Origin of the sequence: Burkholderia sp. Bp9031, assembly GCF_003857965.1 — a bacterium.
Taxonomy (GTDB): Bacteria; Pseudomonadota; Gammaproteobacteria; order Burkholderiales; family Burkholderiaceae; genus Burkholderia; species Burkholderia ambifaria_A.
On the sequence record NZ_QTPW01000007.1, the window covers coordinates 180,173 to 199,151 of the forward strand.

Sequence of the window (18,979 nt, forward strand, 5' to 3'; positions counted from 1 at the left end):
TGTGCTCACGGGGAAACAGCTGCCCTGCATCCGCCTCGCCACGGAAGCCGACCGACACGTTGCCGCCGAATATTCGACACGACGCCGAATGATCCTGGCCGGCCGCAATGAGTCTTCTTGAAAAAACACCGTGATCAAACTCCTAGCCATTTCGGGCAGTCTGCACGCCAAGCCCTATAACAGCGCCCCGTTACGCGCAGCAACTCATCTCGCCTCCGCCGGCGTATCCGTCGAGATTGCCCCGATTCAGGACATTGCGCTGTACTTCCGAGATTTTCCGGTCGCTTTCATCGGCGCGTCGCCTGGCGGATTCAGCACCGTGCTTGCGCAAGCGGCATGGTTGCCGGTGCTCCGGGCGCTCGGCATGCGCGCATGGTTCGGTGATAGGTTGCTAGTGTCAAGGGCCGGACATGTGTTCGGCACGCAGATGACGCCAACCGATGACGCAGTTCGCGAGCAGCTCAGGGAATTCATCGCGCGATTCGCCGAATTCGCTGCTTCCGCGCCTCGTCGATTCGTCCACTGAAATGGCATCCACGTTGCTACACGACGAGCGATGCCGCTCCTGTTCCTTTTCCGGACTCGCGCCGCACCGATTCGCGACGTACGTCTGCTTTCAATCAATATTGGCAACCAGTCGAACTGCCTGATGAAAACCCTGAACCACGACGATATCCGGGCTTTCCTGCTCGCGGTCGAGCAGCAAAGCATCACTGAATCCGCCCGCCGACTGGGGCTGTCGAAATCGGTAGTCAGCAAACGCATCAGCGATCTCGAACGGACGCTCGGTGTGCAGCTGCTGATGCGCTCCACACGCAACGTCGTCCCGACCGAGGTCGGTCTGGTTTTCTATCAGACCGCTTCGAAATCGATGCAGCAACTCACCGAAGTTGCCGAGGAAGTCGCCGAGCGGTCGCACGGGCTTTGCGGCGAACTGCGCATTACATCGCCGGTGAGCCTGACGCGATGTTGGCTCGGCCCGGCGATCGCAAAGTTTGCCGCTGCCCATCCGCAATTGCGCGTCACCCTTGAAACCGACGATCGCATTGTCAACATCGAAGCCGAGCGGTATGACGTAGCCATCCGCTCCGCACGACTTCCGGACAGCACGCTTATCGCACGCCGGATCGCCACCTGTAAGCGGGTCGCGGTGTGCAGCCCCGCCTATCTCGAAGAACACGGCGAGCCGACATCGATCGATCAATTGCTCGAACACAAATGCCTGAACTACAGCAATACGGCACCGTCCACCACGTGGTCCTTCTCAACGCCTGGCAGTCCAGGCAAACCCCGCACGCTCAGCCCGGGGAGCGCATTTCTCGCCAACAACGGCGAAGCGCTGCGTGATGCCGCGATACAAGGTATCGGCATCGCCATGCTGCCGCTCTACATCGCCGACAAATGCCTGCGTGACGGGCGACTCGTATCCGTGCTCGCCGGCGAGACACCACAGGATGAAATCATCTATGCCGTCTACCCGCACAGCCCATTCGCGAGCAACAAGTTGAAGCTTTTCATCGAGCACGTGCGAATCGCGCTACTTGATCCACCGTGGTCCGAACGATCGGACGAAGATCAGTGTTTCGAATCGATGCCGGCAGTTTCTGCCTGAATCTACAAGCGCTGCATACGATTCTCCAGACGTGCAGGCTCGACTTGCGTTCTCATCCGCAGAACAGAGAGTTTCGCGTCCCGGCACTACCGCGACCGGGTCGACTTTTGTAAAGTTGTCCTGATGACATCCCGCCAATTTCCGCACCGTGGCGCGTGAGCACCGGCTACCCCGTCGACGCGTTCCGAGTCCGGTCAACCCGAGTCGTCGCGATCCGCTGCGCTGGCCGGATGCGGCATTCCGTCAAACACGTCCCGCCGGGCACCATCTAGCTGTCACGCCATGTCAGAGAATGAGCCAACGATGTCGAGGCCGATCAGCGCATTGGGCTGGATCCGTGCGCTAGCAGGGATGGCGCAGGAATTTCGACGAACCGACGGAACACGACTGATCCATGTTGCTAAAACGACGATCGCGGTCGTGCTGGCAACGGGAGTGTCGATGCGCCTCGAACTGGCCGCGCCCCGGACGGCGATGGTAACCGTCGTGATCCTGATGATGCATCAGCATAGCGGTATGGTGATGGCTCGCGGCTTCTATCGCGGCGTCGGAATGCTGGTCGGCAATCTGGCCGCGATCGTGCTGATCGGCACATTTCCGCAGGAACGCGTGCTGTTCCTGACGGCGCTCGTGCTTTGGATCGGATGCTGCACCTGGGGCGCCGCCTACTTCCGGAACTACCAGTCGTACGGATTCGTCCTCGCCGGCTATGCGACGTGCATCGCCGCGATACCGTCGATCGACCGGCCGTACGACATCATCGCCAACGTCGTCACCGGGTTGAGCGAGGTTTCGATCGGCATCCTGTCGGCCAGCCTGGTCAGCGCGCTGATCCTGCCACGTCACGTCAGTGCCGTCCTGATGAAGACCGGCGAAGATCACTACGCCGATTTCATCGGCTTCGTTCGCGCCGCGCTGACGCAGAACCTGCAGGTCGATGAACAGAACCGCCATTACCTGAAGCTCGTCGCGGCGCGCGCTCAACTAGAAAACCTGCGCAGCGCCGCCGTGTTCGAAGATCCCGACCTGCGCGCGCGCAACGGCATCATGACGCACATGGCCGGACAATTCCTCGATGCAGCCGCGCGATTCCATGCGCTGCATCAGTATCGCGCCCGCCTCGCGCGCATCGCTGACAGCCAGGTTTCCCGATTCATCACGACGTACTGCGACGAGGTGGCGCGCGCGCTTCCGGTCGACGATCCCGGGCAATCGTTCGACCTGCGCGCCACCATGCGGCTCGCCGAGGCGATCGACCGTGCAATTGCGCAACTGCCGAACGACACGGCGCACGCGCCTTCGTCGACCGTCCCGGATTCATCGCGCGCGACGATGACAGGCCTGTCGCTGCTAAGGCAAGCGCTGGGCAGCCTGCGAGCCTATCTGGCGGATTTCATCGTGCTCCGGCTGCCGTCGCGGCCGCTCTCCGACGCGTCGAGCGTCACCATGCGCCCCGTCCGTGCCCCCACCGCGGCGAACCGCATGGTCTCCGCCGCGGCCGGCCTGCGCGCCGTCGTCGCCGTTTCCGCGGTGTCCCTGTTCTGGATAGCGTCGGGCTGGAGCGGCGCGGCCGGCGCCGTCGTGTCGGTCACGATCGCCAGCGCCCTCTACTCGATCATGCCGGCCCCGGCAGAGGCGACGCGCCAGGTGGCACTGGGCTGTACGATGGCGTGGCTGGCAAGCCTGTACTTCAATTTCGTGCTGATGCCGGGCCTGGACGGCTTTGCACCGCTCGCCGCAGCGCTCGCGCTGTTCGTCGCGGTCGGCTCATATCTGAACACGTTTGCATCCACCGCCGCGTTCGGCCTCGGTTTCAGCATCTATTTCTGCTTCCTGGCCAACGTCACCAATCCGGGCGTGTATGCGCCCGCCGCGACGCTCGACGCCGGCTTCTCGTCGATACTCGGCATCGTCGCGGCATCGCTCGCCTATTCCGTCGTCGCGCCGTATCGCGGCGACTGGGCAACCGGGCGCTATCTTCGCCAGCTCAGGCGCCTGGTTTCGGTCGATGCGTGCTTCGGCGACCTTGCCGGACTGATGCCGCGTTTCGACGCAGGGGTTCGCGACTTCATGCTGCAGATCGGCACGCGCCCGGCGACCGGCCGCCTCAGCCAGCACGAACTGTTCGCGTGGACCTTCGCATCGCTGGAGATCGGTCGCAGCGTCGTCGACCTGCGCACGGCCAGCGCCGCCGGATCGCCATCCGGCGAGTGGCGCGCGCGCGAGCGTGCCCTGTGCACGTCGATCTCGCAGCTGTTCGAACAGCCATCGCACGAGACCTTGCTCGCCGCCGAGCGTGCCGCGACCGACGCACTCGCGACCCTGGACCGCGGCTCGGCCGACGCCCGCCATGCGGTGCCGCATCTGGCCGATTGTGTGGCCTTCATGCTCGTCTCGCTGCAATGCAACCTCATACCGCTGCAATGCCCACCCGGCTCGCCTCATGAAACGCCTCGATAATCCCGGCCGCCGCACCACAGCGCCATCGATGCGGACGCACGCCGCACGCGGCATCGTCGCGCTCGGCGTGCTGTGGCTCGGCGCTTGCGCGAATACCGGCGGTGTTGCACCGCGCGCGACGCTCGTCGACCCCGTCGAGGTCGCGGATGGCCTTGCGGCCTCGTCGTCACGCGCCGCATGGCCGCGCGACGACTGGTGGACCGGCTGGCGCGATCCGCAGCTCGATGCGCTCGTCGCCGACGCCGTAGCCGGCAGCCCGGCGATCCGTGTCGCCCAGGCGCGCATCGACCGCTTCGTCGAACTCGCTCGCGTTGCGGGGGCGTCGCGCTACCCGGTCGCGTCCGCGAGCGGAGACTTCTCGCGCGCACGATTCGCGCGCTTTGCGAGCTCGAGCCCACCCGGCGGCAATACCGTCTGGAACAACTCGGTCGGCGCTGACCTGAGTTACGCGCTCGATCTGTGGGGCAAGCATCGCGCGGAGCGCGAAGGCACGCTCGACAGCGCACTCGCGGCCGAAGCCGATGCGCGCGAGGCACGCCTGGCGCTTGAAACCGCCGTCGTACGCACCTACGTCGCGTTCGCGAAGGCGTTCGACCAGCGTGACGTCACGCTCGCGACCCTGAAGCGGCAACAGAGCATCGTGGACATCATCGAACGCCGCTCCCGGGTGGGACTGGCGAGCCGGTTCGAGGTCGCGCAAGCTGGCACGCCGGTCGCCGCGACGCGCGCGCAGATCGAGGAATTCGACCGGCAGCTCGCGGTGCTGCGCAACGAACTGGCCGTGCTCACCGGCCGGGGGCCGATGGTCGGTTCGCTGCTCGCGCGCCCCGCGCTGCGGCTCGACGTGCCCGCGACGCTGCCGGCGAACCTGCCGGCCGAACTCGTCGGCCACCGGCCGGACATCGTCGCAGCGCGATGGCGCGTGGAAGCGGCGTCGACGAACATCCGGGCGGCCAAGGCCGACTTCTATCCGAACATCGACCTGATCGCGAGCGCGGGGCTCGCGTCCGCCGCTTTCGGCGGATTCTTCACTTTCGTGAACAACGACGCGATGACGCACCGGTTCGGCGCGGCCGTTTCCCTGCCGATCTTCGACGGCGGTCTGCGACAGGGCAGGTACGGCGTCGCGGTCGCGGACTATGACCTTGCGGTCGAAACGTACAACCAGACAGTGCTCGCGGCGTTCCGTGACGTCGCAAACCAGGTCGTCTCGCTGCAATCGCTCGCGCGCCAGCAGATCGACATCGCGGCCTCCGTCGATTCCGCGCAAAGTGCGTTCGATTACGCAGCGCAAGGCTATCGCGCCGGCCTCACGGACTACCTGAACGTGCTGTCGACCCAGACCGAGCTCTTGCAGGCGCAACAGGGCCTCGCCAACGTTCGTGCCGCGCGCCTCGATGCCTGGGCGCAACTGATGATGGCGCTCGGCGGCGGCGTCGAACCGCCGGACGACGAAGTCGGCGCACGCAACGGAGTGCCCCATGTTCGCTGAAGTGTCGTTCGCCTCGCTGCTCGTACCCGGCCTGCTGCCGGCCTTCGCGGGCTGCGGCGTCGCATTCTGGCTCGTCGACCGGGTAATCGCCCGCTCCGGTCTTTACCGGCATGTCTGGCACCCGGCGCTATTCCGGGTCTCGGTGTTCGTGTGCCTGTTCTGCGGCACCGGCCTGCTGCTCGCCCGCTGACCGCTCCTCCCACTTCGTATCGAGTCAACATGCGTGCCCAAACCTGCTTCCGCGTGGCGGCCACCCTGCTTCTGTTCGTCGCCGCCATCCTCCTTGCCCACGCACTGTGGAACCGCTACATGTACGCGCCCTGGACGCGCGACGGTCGCGTTCGGGCCAAGGTCGTCAACGTCGCGCCAGACGTGTCAGGCATCGTGACCGACGTGCTCGTGGCCGACAATCAGCAAGTACATCGCGGCGACGTGCTGTTTCGCATCGATCCCGATCGCTTCCGCTACGCACTGGCCCAAGCCGACGCGCAGGTCGAACTGCGGAAGTCCGAGCTCGACATGCGCAAGCAGCAGGCGTCGCGCCGTGCGCTGCTCGACAGTTCGGTCATCTCGGCCGAGGTTCGCGACGATGCCGGATCAACCGCACGGCAGGCGACGGCCAACTACCAGGCGGCGCTCGCGACGCGCGACGTCGCGCGCCTCAATCTCGCGCGCAGCGAGATCCGTGCGCCGGTCGACGGCTACATCACCAACCTGAACCTGTATCCGGGCGACTATGCGAGCGTCGGCGTCGCTCGCCTCGCGCTGATCGACGCGCATTCTTATTGGGTCTACGGCTACTTCGAGGAAACCAAGCTGCCGCAGGTGCGCGTCGGCGATCCGGCCGAGATCCGGCTGCTCGCCGGCGGACCGCCGCTGTCCGGGCGCGTCGAAAGCATCGCCCGCGGCATCAGCGATCGCGACAACCCGGCGGGCTCGACGCTGCTCGCCGACGTCAACCCGATCTTCACGTGGGTGCGTCTTGCGCAGCGCGTGCCGGTCCGGATTCATCTGGACGATCTGCCCGCCGCCCGTTTTCTCGCCGCCGGCACGACCTGCACGGTCACCCTTCGTCCTCATCGACGCGGAGCGGAACAGGAGAGTCGTTCGGGCATCACCCCGTGATGCCTTCGCCACCGCATGTGCTGACCCGCGTTCGACAGCGGGAAACATCGTGTTCGCGATTACACGCCTAGCTCGCACCGCAACATGCTCCTAAACTGAAAATCCATCTGCAATCCAAATCAGTTGATACCCGAAACAGCGTTGTTCAGACAGCTCTCACACCTATCATGCCGGCCTCGAAAATTCTTTCTTTTGCAGTCAAGGTGAGCACCGGTCTGGTGTTTGCGATCGCCATCGCAGCTGTCGAAATGGCGCTGATCAAGAGCTTTGGCGACGAAGTCGGTTACGCCGTCCTCGTCGCATTCATCGCGCTTGCAATCACGGCCTGGCGTCGCACGATAACCGACCAGACCAGCTGATCTGCCCCGCGCCAGCTCCCGAAAACATGGCTACACACGGAACGAGGACGTAGATGGATACCGTGATGCTTGCTCGCATCCAGTTCGGACTGACGGTCACCTTTCACATCATCTTCCCGACGATGTCGATCGGGCTCGCGACCTTTCTCGCCATCGTCGAAGGATTGTGGCTCAAGACGCGTGACGAACTCTATCTGAAGATCTATCGATTCTGGCTGACGATCTTCGCGTTGGGATTCGGCGTGGGCGTGGTCAGCGGCATCGTGCTGTCATTCGAATTCGGAACCAACTTCGCCGGGTTCGCGCGATTGGCCGGTCCCGTGATCGGCCCGTTGATCGCACTGGAGGTACTCACCGCATTCTTTCTCGAGGCCGGGTTCCTTGGCATCATGCTGTTCGGCATGCAGCGCGTTGGCCTGAAGCTGCATTTCTTTGCGACGGCAATGGTGGCGATCGGTACGACGATTTCGGCATCGTGGATTCTCGCCGCCAATTCCTGGATGCATACGCCCGCCGGCGTAACGTTCGATGCCGCCGCCCACGCATTTCACGTCGTCGACCGCTGGCGCGTCATTTTCAACCCGTCCTATCTGGTTCGGCTTCCGCACATGCTGCTCGCCGCCTACCTGTCCGCGTCCTTCTTCGTCGCGGGCGTGGGTGCGTGGTATCTGCTCCGCCGTTCACACGTCGCATTCGCGAAACGCACCCTGTCCATGGGTCTCGGCTTCGCAACCATTGCAATCGCGCTCCAGCTCCCGCTGGGCGACTCGGTCGGATTTCGCATGTTCGACTACCAGCCGGCAAAATTCCAGGCCATGGAAGGATACTGGCAACCGACGAAAAGCGCGCCCTACCTTCTCTTCATCACGCCCAATCAGCAACAGGCGCATAACGGCATACAACTCGGCATTCCGTATCTCGGCAGCCTGATCGTCACGCGTTCGCTGCACGGCATGGTCCCCGGACTCGCCAGCACCGCCCCCGAGAACCGCCCTCCCATGGGACCTGTGTTCTATGCGTTCCGGACCATGTTCCTGCTCGGCCTGCTGATGTTCGCCGTTGCGTCGATCAGCATCTGGCTTCGCCTCAGGCAGGCACTCTTTTCGACCCGGTGGTTCCTGCATGTCGTCCAGGCAATGATGCCAATCGGATTCATCGCGACGATCGCCGGCTGGTACACGTCGGAAATCGGCCGCCAACCGTGGGTCATCTATGGCTATTTGCGCACCGCCGATGCGGTGTCGCCCATACCGGCCGGCAACATCGTGTTCTCCACGACCCTCTTTGCTGCTGCGTATGCGCTATTTCTCGCCGCCTTCGTCGGGATCACCGCCCGCGTGATACGGCGAGGTCCGGACGCGTCGCCTCACTCCGCGCCCTATGCGGCATCGCTCAAGCCCGTCCTCATGCATCGAGCCGGGACATCCATCGACACGCCGCCTGGAGACCCGTCTTGAATGCCGCTCTGAGCCATATCTGTATTCTCGTCGTGATCTTTTCCATCGCGATGTACGTGCTGCTGGACGGTTTCGATCTGGGCGCAGGCATCCTTCTGCTGATCTCGCGACACGGGCGCGAGCGCGACGATCTGATCGACAGCATCGCGCCTATCTGGGATGGCAACGAGACGTGGCTGATTCTTGCCGCAATCGTGTTGTTCGGGGCCTTTCCTCTGGCCTACTCGATCCTGGTGCCGGCTTTCTATCTCCCGTTCATGGTCATGCTGGTCGCCCTGGGCTTTCGCGGCGTCGCGATGGAATTCCGGGTTCACACGCCGTTTCCGCGCTTCTGGGACGGTGCATTCAGCGTCGGATCGACCCTCGCCGCATTCGCCCAAGGCCTGGTTGCCGGTGCGCTGCTCTCAGGTGACGTTATCGTGGCAGACGGGCAATTTTCCGGGCACACGATCGACGTGTTCACCGGCTTCAATGTGCTGGCAGGCGTGACCGCAGTCGCCGCGTACGCCACCCTCGGCGCGTCCTGGCTCAGATGGAAGACCGACATTCGACTACAACGATATCGGTTGCCGATACTGCGCGTTGTCATGCTGGCGTTCCTCGTTCTCACGGTGGCCACCTGCGTCTTTGCCGCGGCGATCCCGACCGTGGCAGCGACGTGGGATACGCACCCTGTCCGCATGGGCCTGCTCGGCGCCATCAGCGCAGCCTTGTGGATTGCCGGCTTTGCGGCATTGCACACCACCTCGGACATTCGGCCCCTGCTTTGCAACCAGGCCGCGGTGGCGGTCCTGCTGCTCGGTTTCGTGACCATCCTTTGGCCTTATGTGGTGCCGTTCAGCCTGACGTTCGGCGATGCCGTGGCGGCTCCGAGCAGCCAGCTCATCGTGGCGGCGGGCGCATTGATCCTGTTACCGGTTGTCCTCGGTTACAACGCATTCGCCTATTGGGTATTCCGTGGCAAGGTCGGCTCGTCCGGACGCCATTGAACCATGGGCACCTTAATACGGATCGCTAACCATGTTGCCCGCCGATACATTGCGTGGGCGCCACGACTTCGCTCCGGCTTTCCGCGCCGCCGACCGATGCGGCCGGAAATAGCCGCCGCAGCAGGCCTATACGTCGCGTCCCTCCTGCTGTTCGCGATGATTTGTGGCTTGCTGCATCTCCTTTTCGTCATGATTTTCCGACTGTAGTGCCGATGCGGCAAAGCAGTTATTCGCGCAACCGCGCAACCCCCGGTCTTTCCAGCCCCGTTCGGGCGCTGCGATCGGCCGCACTATCAGGAGTAGTCCCATGAGCGCACCCGCAAACTTCAATGGCCAGCGCCCCGTCATTGACCCGAACGATTCCGCCATGTTGCTGATCGACCATCAGAGCGGCCTGTTCCAGACCGTCAAGGATATGGAAATGACCGTCCTGCGCAACCATGCGATCGCGCTGGCCAAGATCGCAACGCTTTGCAAAATGCCGGTGATCACGACCGCATCGGTTCCGCAGGGCCCGAACGGTCCGTTGATCCCCGAAATCCACGAGAGCGCGCCGCACGCCCAATATATCGCTCGCAAGGGGCAAATCAACGCGTGGGACAATCCCGATTTCGTCGATGCGGTCAAGGCAACGGGACGCAAGACGCTGATCATCGCCGGCACCATCACCAGCGTCTGCATGGCATTCCCGGCCATCTCGGCCGTCCAGGAAGGCTACAAGGTCTTCGCTGTGGTCGACGCCTCCGGCACGTACTCGAAAATGGCGCAGGAAATCACCCTCGCTCGCGTCGTTCAAGCGGGTGTGGTTCCGATCGACACGGCAGCAGTCGCCTCCGAATTGCAACAGACCTGGCATCGTCCCGATGCACAGCAATGGGCCGATGTCTACGGGATGATTTTCCCCCCGTATCGACTGCTCATCGAGAGCTATCTCAAGGCTCAGGATGTCGTGAAGCATAACGAGCAGCTCGATTCGGAACGGTCGTAAATCGCGCGAGCGGCGCCAGCGCATCACCGCTGGCACCGCTCGCGAATGTCGCCTCCCCACGGTTTCGCCTGGAAGTGGCCGCACGGCTGCGGCCGGCGATATCGACGACTTATTCCGGCCGAATCAGCAAATTGTTCGTAACAGCGGTCACGCCGCTCACCGAACTCGCCACGGCGGTTGCAATTTGAGACTGGGCGCCATCGGTGACGGAGCCGCGCAATACAACGACGCCCTGGCGCGCGACAACGCCGATGTTGGCCGCATTCAGGCCTTTGGCGCTGCCGAGCGCTCGAACGACGGCCCGCTGGAGTCTGCGGTTTTCGGCCTTCATTTCCTTCTTGCCGAGTGTGCTCGCCGGCTGTGCGACGTCGGAACCGGTCGGATTGGTCTGAGCGTATGCATTCGTCGTGACGAGCAGCGCAGTCGCCACGTGGAGAAAAATCAATGCGTTGCGGGCTTTCATGTCTGTCATTCCTATATCCGCGCTCCGATTCCGGTTCGGCCCGGTCCGGGATCGCGGGCAAGTTGATTAGAAGAATTTCCGGATGCCGACGGTGCCACCGAACGTCGTACCCGCCGTACCGTACAGCGCACCGATCATCGACAGGCCGGTGTTCATCGCACCGTGGTTGTTCACCACGCCGCACTGCGCATAGAGCGTCGTGCTCTTCGACAGGAAGTAGTCTGCCCCGACAGCCGCCATCACGGAATGGTTGGTCGTATGGTTGCGATCGCTGGTCAGCCAGACACCGCCATTGATGCCCAGCGTCGGCGATGCGAACCAGTTGATGCCGCCGCCGAACACGTTACTGTCGAACGAGCCGGCCACCTTGAAATTGACGAACGAAGCCTTCGCCGTGAGCGCGCCGAACTGATACCCGGCCCCGATCATGCGGCCAGTGAATGCGACGTTGGTTGGCACCGGTGTACTTTCCGCCCCTCCCGCATTGCCGCTGTAGAGCGCGGCGTTGACCGTCAGTCCGCCGCGCTGATAGCGCACACGTGCCGCATATTGCTTGCCCGAGTTAAAATCGCCCGGCTTTCCGCCGAACGCAAACATGGTGCTGACGGTCAGTCCGGCGATGGTCGGACTGGTATACGTCACTGCGTTGGGATTGAAGATGCTGGTTCCCAGCACGGTGCCGACGTAAATGGTCGCTTCGCTGCCAAACAGTGAGAGATCGCGGGGATCGGAATCGTAGACGGCCTGAAAGAACGGAGAAAACTGCAATCCCATTTTCAGCTCGCCTGCGGAACCGGACAGCGCAATCCACGATTCGCAGCCGAACATATTGCCGTTACAGTGGAACAGGCTACCGTTTGTCGCGCTGATGCCGCTCTGCAAACGAAACTTCGCTTTCAGTCCACCCCCGAGATCTTCGACCCCCTGCAGGCCGAACTGCGAATAGTAGCGGCCACCGTCGATCATCGAAATCTGGCTTCCGTCATTGAGACCCGTGACGGGGTTACGCGTCTTGTTCGTGTAGAGCATCGCCACATCGACTACGCCGAACAGCGTGATACTGCTCTGCGCTTGCGCCGGCGCGCACGCAGCGGTCGCCACCAGGCAACCGGCGAGGCCCAGCGAAACATGCTTTCTCCTGGACATTCATTTCTCCATAACCCGCCGCATCGCATGCGGCAATGATTTGTTATCCTCAATTTATTGATCGGATGGACGGATCGTCTTGTGTGCAGCACATGGCTCACGCAATCAGCACACCCCATTTACCCCGGGACGGTTCAGCATCGCCATCCGGTATCGCCAGCGACGCGTCAGTACCGGCGAATCCGATTCGCTCCGAGCCACGGATAGCGGTCGGTATCGCTCCCCGCATAGTCCGGATCCAGATAGACGTGGCAACGCTGGATCCTGAAGTCGCGGATCTCGAACACGTCGCACCAGCGGCCCGCGTGCGTGGCCCCCGCCTGCCAGGTCTCGCCGTTCTTCAACGCGCCGCTCGAAAGACCCTCGACGCAAACGAGATCCCCCTGCTGAATAACGTTAAGACAGGAAATCTCGTGCGAGACGCCGGCGAGAATCGTCATGAGATCCGCGAACAGCTGCCCGATTTCCTCCTTGCCGCGCGCCAGGCCCCATTTCGGGAAATACATCTGCGCCTGATCGTCAAACAGTTCGAGCAGATTACCGCCGCGATCCAGCCGTCTGAAGTACTCGATCGCAATCGCTTTTCGTTGTTCGTCGTTCATTTCCTTGATCTCCATCACTGTCTCCATTTTTTCGAGAATCCCAGATTTCATAAAAATATCTATGGAGTACTTATCTATTTTGATAATCGTCTCCCTTGATATCCTGTTCGAATCCGCGTCCTTACCACCGGGTAACGACGGGATCACTGTTCGCCCAAGGTACGGATTGAAGAGTCCAGCCCGTATTCCCCATGCCGGCGGGCCGGACCTTTCTCAAGAACATCGATAGGCCGCTTTCATAGAAGGCGCGGTGCATCGCGCCGCTAATCCGGTGCTATCGCGACCGTTTACGGTTCGAGGAACATCGGCGACATGTCTGCTATCCGCGACGGTCTGAGCAACACATGCGTGATGTCCAGCAAGAACGGGGCGATTTCATTCATCAGCGTCGTCCATGCAGCGGACCGGACCAGCGCCTCCTGCCGGACGATCCAGTCATCCACGCTCCCCGCTCGCGTATAGAAGCGCACCCGGTTCAGTGGGCCGACCATCGTATTGAACGCACCCAGCAAACCGACGGCAATATCGGCGGCGTCGGCCAGGCCATGCTGCGCGAACGCCTGCCAGAATCTCGGCACACCGCCCGAGCGGAAGGTCAAGGTTGTCTCGACGATAACGGTTCGCGACGCCGACGCCGGTATCGGCTCGCCGTGCGCCGGCAGCCAGTCGTTGCCGTTGCCCCACATCGGCGTCACGCCGGACCATCCGGCCGGAGACAACAATTCGTTTTCCTGGCGCACGATCATGGATCGCACGTGTCCGAAATAGGTCGACAGCCGCGTATCGCCGTACAAGCCGCCAAGGCGGGTTTGCCAGTCCGCGAAGTCGTCGTATCGGTACAGGGAAACGACCGACTCGGGCATGCCCGACAAGGGCGCGAATACGCCGATCAGGCGCGCCAGGATCGGTTGCAAGCGGTCCTCGCGCAAACGCTGGGCATCCCAGAAGTCGTTCAGCATGCCTGGTTGCAACGTATAGGTGCGACGCTCGATCAACATCGATTTCTCCACGGGACGGCGAAGCCGCCGGCTATCGTGTTACAGGGGATCAGTGCCTTCATACGCACGCTCCAGCAGCGCGCGGACCGCCTGCCGCTCGATCGGGCGCGGATTGGGATAAGGCTTCTCGACAATCAGGTCGGCCGCGCGATCGAGGCCGTCGCGAGGCATCCCGATCTCGCGCAGCGAACGAGGCATGTCGAGCGCATCGCCGAGGCCACGCAAGCCCGCCACCGCATCCGCGGCACCGATCGCGCGACCGACGCGCGCAAGCGCGTGCGTCGCGTACGCCGCGTTGTACGCCAGCGCATACGGCAGGATGACGGTATGCACCGCGGCATGGGGAAGATTGAAGGTCCCGCCGAGTGTGTGGCAGATCTTGTGATGAATGCCCATCTGCACATTGCCGAGCACGGTCCCGCAAAGCCACGCACCATAGAGCGCGTCGCCGCGTGCATCGACGTCGGACGGCGATGCGTAGAGTCGAGGCAGCGCATCCGCGAGCGCACGTATGCCCTCCTCCGCCATCAGGCTGTAAACCGGGCTGCCGTCGCGCGCATACAATCCCTCCACGGCGTGCGCGATGGCGTTCATTCCGCTAGTCACACTCAGCTCCACCGGCAGCGAAAGCGTCAGCTCCGGGTCATAGACCACACACCGCGGCAGCACGCGCCAGTCCTTGCCGGTCTTCTTCACACCCGCCTCGGTCAGACCGTAAAGCGGCGTCATCTCGGAACCGGCATACGTCGTCGGCAACGCCACGATCGGCAGATCGGATTCCAGCGCAATCGCCTTGGCAAGTCCGATCGTCGATCCGCCGCCGGCCGCGATACAGGCATCGGCGCCGGTCGCGCGTGCCGCGCGAATGGCCTCCCGCGCCACTTCCACCGGAACGTGCATGACCGCCTTGTCCAGCACGCCCACGCTTCGTTGCCCGAGTATCCGATCGATGCGATGCCCCAGGTCCGCCTGCTCGGGCGTCGTCACGACAAGCGCCCGGACGATCCCCAGCGAGTCGAGCACGTCGGGCAGGGTATCGAGGCTCGCGCTGCCAAACACGACCCGCCCCGCGTGGTTTTCATGATTGAACGACTGCATGATGTGATTCCTGCTCAAGGATGTGGGCGAACACGGCCCGGACACGTATCGAGCGTGCGTCTCGCATACCCGATTTCCGCATCGCGTATGCCATGCTCGGCCGCCGGATCGACGTGCAGGGCCACGACCGCGCCGGCCGCTTCGAACAGGTAGGCGGATCGGCGCACCGCCTCCGCAGGGACATACGGATCGTGTTCCCAGGTGGAAAACAACACCGGCATTCCGGCAAAATCGCGTCCGGCCGCGTCGCGCGGCAGTTCGGGCGGCCCGATCAGCGCACCGGTCAGGGACACCAGCGCGCGATACCGGCGCCGGCTGCGCCACGCGAATTCGCTGCACAGGCACGCCCCTTGCGAGAAGCCCATCAGCACCTGCGATGCGTACGGGATGCTCTGCTGCCGCAGCCGCTCCGACAGCACCTCCAGGCATGCCAGCGCATCGGAAAGACGTGGCTCGTTCAGTTCGACGGGCACAAGGAAACGTTCCGGGTACCACGACGCGCCGTCCGCGGTGGGCGCCCGCCAGGCAAGATCCGGCCGGCCGAAACGGCGGACCACGTTGTCGTGCATCCAGGCAGGCGACTGGCCGCGCCCGTGAACGAGAATCACGGCGGTATCCGCACGATCGATCGACTCGCCATAGTCGACCACCGGCTGTTCGAGATGCGCATTCGTCATGAGGTCGATGCTTCCAGGCAATGGTGCCGGGTGCCGCACTCGTCACCCGGTCTGCTTCCGTTTCAGTAATTGAGGGCTTCGAGCGATTCGAGAATCACCGCACGCTGGCTTTCGAACTGCGGCGCAAGCTGAACCGTCTGCCCCATCTTCTCGTACGGCTCGTCGATCAGGAAAGCGTCCGGCTTCGAAACGGTCGCCTCGAACATCGCGCCGCTCGGGGTGCGAACGTAGATCGATTCGAAGTAACCGCGATCCTTCCGCTCCGAGGTGTCGGTGAAGCCCAATCCTTCGAGATTGGCCTTGACGCGGTCCTGTACCGAGCGGTCGGCAACCTGAAACGCGCAGTGATGCACGATGCCCTCCCCGTAGGTCCAGCTCGCCTGCGGCATTTCCGGCTCCAGCACGTAATCGACGAACTTCCCGGAACCACCGTCGCCGAACGCATACCGCGCGTACTTGCCGTCCTTCCCGACTTCGTGCGCCGACCAACCCTGCTGCATGAATTCCTGCGACGCCTCCATGTCGCGCACGTTCACGCCGATCGTGTGCAAACCGCGGATCGCGAGTTCGGCCGGCACTTCACCGTTCGAATAGGGCTTGCGCGCATCATCGGCAATGCCGATCAGCTCATACGGGATGCCGCACGGATGAGAAAACGACAACACTTGCTCGCCGAAGCGCTCCGAACGCCGAACGTCGAAGCCATGCACGACGAGCCGCCTTTCCCAGAACGGAATGGCCGACTCGGGAACCGACAGCGACAGGCCGCCGATCTGTCCCGCGCCGCGCTGCCCCTTGCGTCCGAAATGCGCCACCGGGAAGCAGGTGATAAGCGTGCTCTCCTCGCCGAGGTCGTTGCCGTAATAGAGGTGATAGAACGGTGCCATGCCGTCGTAGATGAGCGTCTTCTTTACGCTTTTCAGCGACAGCAGCTTCGTATGAAAGTCATAGTCCTGCTGCGCGGTGCCCACGCACAGCGTGATGTGATGGTGGCGCATGATCGCCTGGTTGATCTGGGTCATGTGTGTCTCCTTCATGGAATCGAATGCAATACGAATACGCGGCGGGCAGGCAACTGCCGACGCACTAGCCGGTCATCGCGTCATCGACGAGTTGCCAGATGAAACGCCCTGACGGGCGCTGCTGCTCTTCCGCGATGTGGGCGATCAAGCCGGCCGCGCGGCTGAGCACGGCAAAGCCGCGCATCAGGGCCGGCGGAATGCCGAGATCGCCCAGCAACGCCGCGATGGCGCCGGTCGCATTGATCGTGATGTGCTTGCCGGCAGCGGCATCGACCTCCATCGCCAGCATCTCCAGGGCACGGCAGTGGGCGCCATGCGTACCCGCATCGCGCGCGAGAGCCAGTAATGCAACGGCACGCGGATCGTCCGGCCGATGCAGATGGTGGCCGAATCCCGGAACCGGCTCGCGACGGGCACGGTACTCGCTCGCTACCGCGGCCGCTTCGCTGCGCTCGTCGGGCTTCGCCCCCACGATTCTCGCGAGGAGTTCCGCTGCCGGCTCCATCGTGCCGACGAAACGGCTGGCCACCGCGAGCAGGCCGGCGGCAACGCCGGCCTGCAAGTTCTCGGGCGAACTCGAGTAGATCATCCGGGTTGCGATTGCACTGGGCGTCATGCCGTGCTCCATCAGCGTCACGAGAATCGCATCCACGACGCGTCGTTGGTTCTGCTCCAGCGTGACCCCGAAGGTCTGCCGCATGAAAACGTCGATGAAGCCTGCCTTGCCGATCAAGTCGTCGACAAGGTTGCTGTCGCGGTAATACACGGCATCCGCGGTGTAACGACAGAGCCGGGTTTCCGGCGTCTCGGCATGGTCCGTCATCATTGCCCCCGTCCACCCAGAATGGCATCGCGTACCGCCGGCTTGAGCACCTTGCCCACTGCGCTGCGCGGCAACTCGTCGAAGAAGTGGACGACCTTCGGTGTCTTGACCGAGCCCAGCTCGCGTTTAACGAAGGCGATCAGCTCGTCCGTCTGCACGCTTGCACCCGCCCGCAGTTGCACCGCCGCATGTACCGCTTCGCCCCACTTGTCGTCGGGAACGCCGACCACCGAACAGTCCGCGACAGCCGGATGACCGGACAGGACCACTTCGACATCGCCGGGATAGACGTTGAATCCGCCGGTAATGATGACGTCGCGAATGCGGTCGCGCAAAAACAGATAGCCGCGTTCGTCGAACACGCCTGCATCGCCGGTATGCAGCCAGCCGTCGATCAAGGTCTTGCGCGTTTCTTCTTCTGCCTTCAGGTACCCGCTCATGACGAGACTGCCGCGCACGACGATCTCGCCTTCCTCGCCCGGTTGCAACGGCCGACCGTCCTTGTCGACGATCGCCACCTGGGTCAGCAGCGACGGCCGGCCCACCGACGCGAGATTGTCTCCGGTCATTTCCGACGGCGGCAGGAACGTGATGATCTGCGGCGCTTCCGTCTGACCAAACGACGTACAGACAATCGGCCCGAACACGGCTTGCGCGTCGCGAATCTGCTCCGGTCGCATCGGCGCACCGCCGTACACCAGGTAGCGCAGTGCGCCCAGCGCTCGCGGCTCGCGGCGCTGCTCCTCCGCGAGTGCCTGAATCAGCGTGGGAGGCGCAAAGAAAAGAGTCACGTCGTGCGCGCTCGCAGCATCGAGCAACGCACCCGGTTTCGCATAGTCGGGAAACACCAGCGCGCCGCCTGCACCGAGGATCGGCAGCATGTAGGTCGACGTTCCGTGCGTGATCGGCGCCGCGACCAGATAGCGATCGCTCGGCTGCAATTCGAGTTCGTGGATCTGGGTCGCGATACTCGTCGTCCATGCGCGCAGCGGCTGGATCACCCCTTTCGGGAAACCCGTCGTACCGCCGGTGAACTTGATCGCCTGCGCATCCTCCGGATGAATGCCCGCGCGCGACAGCGGCCCCATCGCGAGCAACTGGCGATTGCCGGCCTGGCGGGCCAGGACATCGAACGATTGCAGCGGCGCGTCGATCCCGACGAGGCGTTCCAGCATCTCCACATCGGCAAGAACCAGCGACGGCTCGACAAAATCGACGATTCGGCGCAACTCGGGATCGCCGTTGCGCGGATTGAGCGGCACCCAGATTTTGCCGGCCGCGAGAATCGCGAGAATCGCCACGAGATGGTCAACCGAATTCGCGGCACCCACGCACACGCGGCTCCGCGGCTGCGGATCAATGCAGTCGAGCGCGGCGGCCCGATCGAGCACGATTTCCGCCAATTCGGAAAACGACAGGTTGCCCTGGGGGCTGATGACTGCGGGACGATTGGGATGCCGCTGCACAGCACGCCAGAAATAATCGATTGGATACATGGAACGAGCTCCGGATTCAGGGCGCCGTCGGTTCGAGCGCCATCAGTACGTGGCTGAACTTTATGAATTGTTCAAATGTTCGAACATTCGGATATACCCCGATCCCCTGATGCGTCCCCGCGATCCGTACCCACCATCGGCATACGAACATTCGAACAAACCAAGAGGTGCC

The 18,979-nt window shown here is 63.2% G+C and carries 19 protein-coding genes; 10 read left to right on the forward strand and 9 right to left on the reverse strand.

Features of this window, described 5'->3' with window-relative positions:
• Window positions 1-130: 130 nt before the first annotated feature.
• The 10 genes from DIE15_RS12110 (at window position 131) to DIE15_RS12155 (ending at window position 10,482) form a co-directional block, all read left to right on the forward strand.
• Complete coding sequence (locus DIE15_RS12110) at window positions 131-526, forward strand: NADPH-dependent FMN reductase (RefSeq protein WP_124833299.1); 396 nt, start codon at window positions 131-133, stop codon at window positions 524-526.
• Window positions 527-658: 132 nt separating this feature from the next.
• Window positions 659-1,612, forward strand: coding sequence for a LysR family transcriptional regulator (locus tag DIE15_RS12115; RefSeq protein ID WP_124833393.1), 954 nt, complete (start codon window positions 659-661; stop codon window positions 1,610-1,612).
• A gap of 303 nt (window positions 1,613-1,915) precedes the next feature.
• Window positions 1,916-4,072: an FUSC family protein gene (locus DIE15_RS12120; protein ID WP_260428233.1), complete on the forward strand. Its 2,157-nt coding sequence runs from the start codon at window positions 1,916-1,918 to the stop codon at window positions 4,070-4,072.
• Window positions 4,056-5,564, forward strand: coding sequence for an efflux transporter outer membrane subunit (locus DIE15_RS12125; protein ID WP_124833301.1), 1,509 nt, complete (start codon window positions 4,056-4,058; stop codon window positions 5,562-5,564). Before DIE15_RS12120 ends, DIE15_RS12125 begins: the two co-directional genes overlap by 17 nt.
• Window positions 5,554-5,754 (forward strand): DUF1656 domain-containing protein, encoded by a 201-nt coding sequence (locus DIE15_RS12130; protein WP_124833302.1) that lies wholly within the window; start codon window positions 5,554-5,556, stop codon window positions 5,752-5,754. The genes DIE15_RS12125 and DIE15_RS12130 overlap by 11 nt, the downstream gene beginning before the upstream one ends.
• Window positions 5,755-5,783: 29 nt before the next feature.
• Window positions 5,784-6,689: an HlyD family secretion protein gene (locus DIE15_RS12135; RefSeq protein WP_124833303.1), complete on the forward strand. Its 906-nt coding sequence runs from the start codon at window positions 5,784-5,786 to the stop codon at window positions 6,687-6,689.
• Between the two features lie 167 nt (window positions 6,690-6,856).
• Window positions 6,857-7,048, forward strand: a complete 192-nt coding sequence (locus tag DIE15_RS12140; protein ID WP_124833304.1) for a hypothetical protein — start codon at window positions 6,857-6,859, stop codon at window positions 7,046-7,048.
• Window positions 7,049-7,101: 53 nt separating this feature from the next.
• On the forward strand, window positions 7,102-8,505 hold the full coding sequence (locus DIE15_RS12145; RefSeq protein WP_124833305.1) for a cytochrome ubiquinol oxidase subunit I: 1,404 nt from the start codon (window positions 7,102-7,104) through the stop codon (window positions 8,503-8,505).
• Window positions 8,502-9,494: a cytochrome d ubiquinol oxidase subunit II gene (locus DIE15_RS12150; protein WP_124833306.1), complete on the forward strand. Its 993-nt coding sequence runs from the start codon at window positions 8,502-8,504 to the stop codon at window positions 9,492-9,494. Before DIE15_RS12145 ends, DIE15_RS12150 begins: the two co-directional genes overlap by 4 nt.
• 307 nt (window positions 9,495-9,801) lie before the next feature.
• Window positions 9,802-10,482, forward strand: coding sequence for a hydrolase (locus DIE15_RS12155; RefSeq protein WP_124833307.1), 681 nt, complete (start codon window positions 9,802-9,804; stop codon window positions 10,480-10,482).
• Between the two features lie 109 nt (window positions 10,483-10,591).
• Here the strand turns inward: DIE15_RS12155 and DIE15_RS12160 are convergent, their stop codons facing one another.
• The 9 genes from DIE15_RS12160 to DIE15_RS12200 form a co-directional block, all read right to left on the reverse strand.
• Window positions 10,592-10,945: a BON domain-containing protein gene (locus tag DIE15_RS12160; RefSeq protein ID WP_124833308.1), complete on the reverse strand. Its 354-nt coding sequence runs from the start codon at window positions 10,943-10,945 to the stop codon at window positions 10,592-10,594.
• Between the two features lie 66 nt (window positions 10,946-11,011).
• Window positions 11,012-12,091, reverse strand: a complete 1,080-nt coding sequence (locus tag DIE15_RS12165; RefSeq protein ID WP_124833309.1) for a porin — start codon at window positions 12,089-12,091, stop codon at window positions 11,012-11,014.
• Between the two features lie 167 nt (window positions 12,092-12,258).
• Window positions 12,259-12,708 (reverse strand): nuclear transport factor 2 family protein, encoded by a 450-nt coding sequence (locus DIE15_RS12170; protein WP_124833310.1) that lies wholly within the window; start codon window positions 12,706-12,708, stop codon window positions 12,259-12,261.
• Between the two features lie 272 nt (window positions 12,709-12,980).
• Complete coding sequence (locus tag DIE15_RS12175; RefSeq protein WP_124833311.1) at window positions 12,981-13,691, reverse strand: NIPSNAP family protein; 711 nt, start codon at window positions 13,689-13,691, stop codon at window positions 12,981-12,983.
• Between the two features lie 39 nt (window positions 13,692-13,730).
• Window positions 13,731-14,789: a maleylacetate reductase gene (locus DIE15_RS12180; protein WP_124833312.1), complete on the reverse strand. Its 1,059-nt coding sequence runs from the start codon at window positions 14,787-14,789 to the stop codon at window positions 13,731-13,733.
• A 14-nt stretch (window positions 14,790-14,803) separates the two neighbouring features.
• Window positions 14,804-15,439: an alpha/beta hydrolase gene (locus tag DIE15_RS12185; protein WP_260428234.1), complete on the reverse strand. Its 636-nt coding sequence runs from the start codon at window positions 15,437-15,439 to the stop codon at window positions 14,804-14,806.
• Window positions 15,440-15,528: 89 nt separating this feature from the next.
• Complete coding sequence (locus tag DIE15_RS12190) at window positions 15,529-16,488, reverse strand: VOC family protein (RefSeq protein ID WP_124833314.1); 960 nt, start codon at window positions 16,486-16,488, stop codon at window positions 15,529-15,531.
• Between the two features lie 64 nt (window positions 16,489-16,552).
• Entirely contained in the window at window positions 16,553-17,311 is a 759-nt protein-coding gene (locus DIE15_RS12195; RefSeq protein WP_124833394.1) for a citryl-CoA lyase, read from the reverse strand.
• Complete coding sequence (locus DIE15_RS12200; protein ID WP_124833315.1) at window positions 17,311-18,807, reverse strand: class I adenylate-forming enzyme family protein; 1,497 nt, start codon at window positions 18,805-18,807, stop codon at window positions 17,311-17,313. The genes DIE15_RS12195 and DIE15_RS12200 overlap by 1 nt, the downstream gene beginning before the upstream one ends.
• Between the last annotated feature and the right edge of the window lie 172 nt (window positions 18,808-18,979).

Excerpts from the sequence above, each read along its gene's own strand:
- DIE15_RS12120 (WP_260428233.1), top strand. The coding sequence starts at position 1,916 with ATGTCGAGGCCGATCAGCGCATTGGGCTGGATCCGTGCGCTAGCAGGG.
- DIE15_RS12125 (WP_124833301.1), top strand. The coding sequence starts at position 4,056 with ATGAAACGCCTCGATAATCCCGGCCGCCGCACCACAGCGCCATCGATG.
- DIE15_RS12130 (WP_124833302.1), top strand. The coding sequence starts at position 5,554 with ATGTTCGCTGAAGTGTCGTTCGCCTCGCTGCTCGTACCCGGCCTGCTG.
- DIE15_RS12135 (WP_124833303.1), top strand. The coding sequence starts at position 5,784 with ATGCGTGCCCAAACCTGCTTCCGCGTGGCGGCCACCCTGCTTCTGTTC.
- DIE15_RS12140 (WP_124833304.1), top strand. The coding sequence starts at position 6,857 with ATGCCGGCCTCGAAAATTCTTTCTTTTGCAGTCAAGGTGAGCACCGGT.
- DIE15_RS12145 (WP_124833305.1), top strand. The coding sequence starts at position 7,102 with ATGGATACCGTGATGCTTGCTCGCATCCAGTTCGGACTGACGGTCACC.
- DIE15_RS12155 (WP_124833307.1), top strand. The coding sequence starts at position 9,802 with ATGAGCGCACCCGCAAACTTCAATGGCCAGCGCCCCGTCATTGACCCG.
- DIE15_RS12160 (WP_124833308.1), bottom strand. The coding sequence starts at position 10,945 with ATGAAAGCCCGCAACGCATTGATTTTTCTCCACGTGGCGACTGCGCTG.
- DIE15_RS12165 (WP_124833309.1), bottom strand. The coding sequence starts at position 12,091 with ATGTCCAGGAGAAAGCATGTTTCGCTGGGCCTCGCCGGTTGCCTGGTG.
- DIE15_RS12170 (WP_124833310.1), bottom strand. The coding sequence starts at position 12,708 with ATGGAGATCAAGGAAATGAACGACGAACAACGAAAAGCGATTGCGATC.
- DIE15_RS12175 (WP_124833311.1), bottom strand. The coding sequence starts at position 13,691 with ATGTTGATCGAGCGTCGCACCTATACGTTGCAACCAGGCATGCTGAAC.
- DIE15_RS12180 (WP_124833312.1), bottom strand. The coding sequence starts at position 14,789 with ATGCAGTCGTTCAATCATGAAAACCACGCGGGGCGGGTCGTGTTTGGC.
- DIE15_RS12190 (WP_124833314.1), bottom strand. The coding sequence starts at position 16,488 with ATGACCCAGATCAACCAGGCGATCATGCGCCACCATCACATCACGCTG.
- DIE15_RS12195 (WP_124833394.1), bottom strand. The coding sequence starts at position 17,311 with ATGACGGACCATGCCGAGACGCCGGAAACCCGGCTCTGTCGTTACACC.
- DIE15_RS12200 (WP_124833315.1), bottom strand. The coding sequence starts at position 18,807 with ATGTATCCAATCGATTATTTCTGGCGTGCTGTGCAGCGGCATCCCAAT.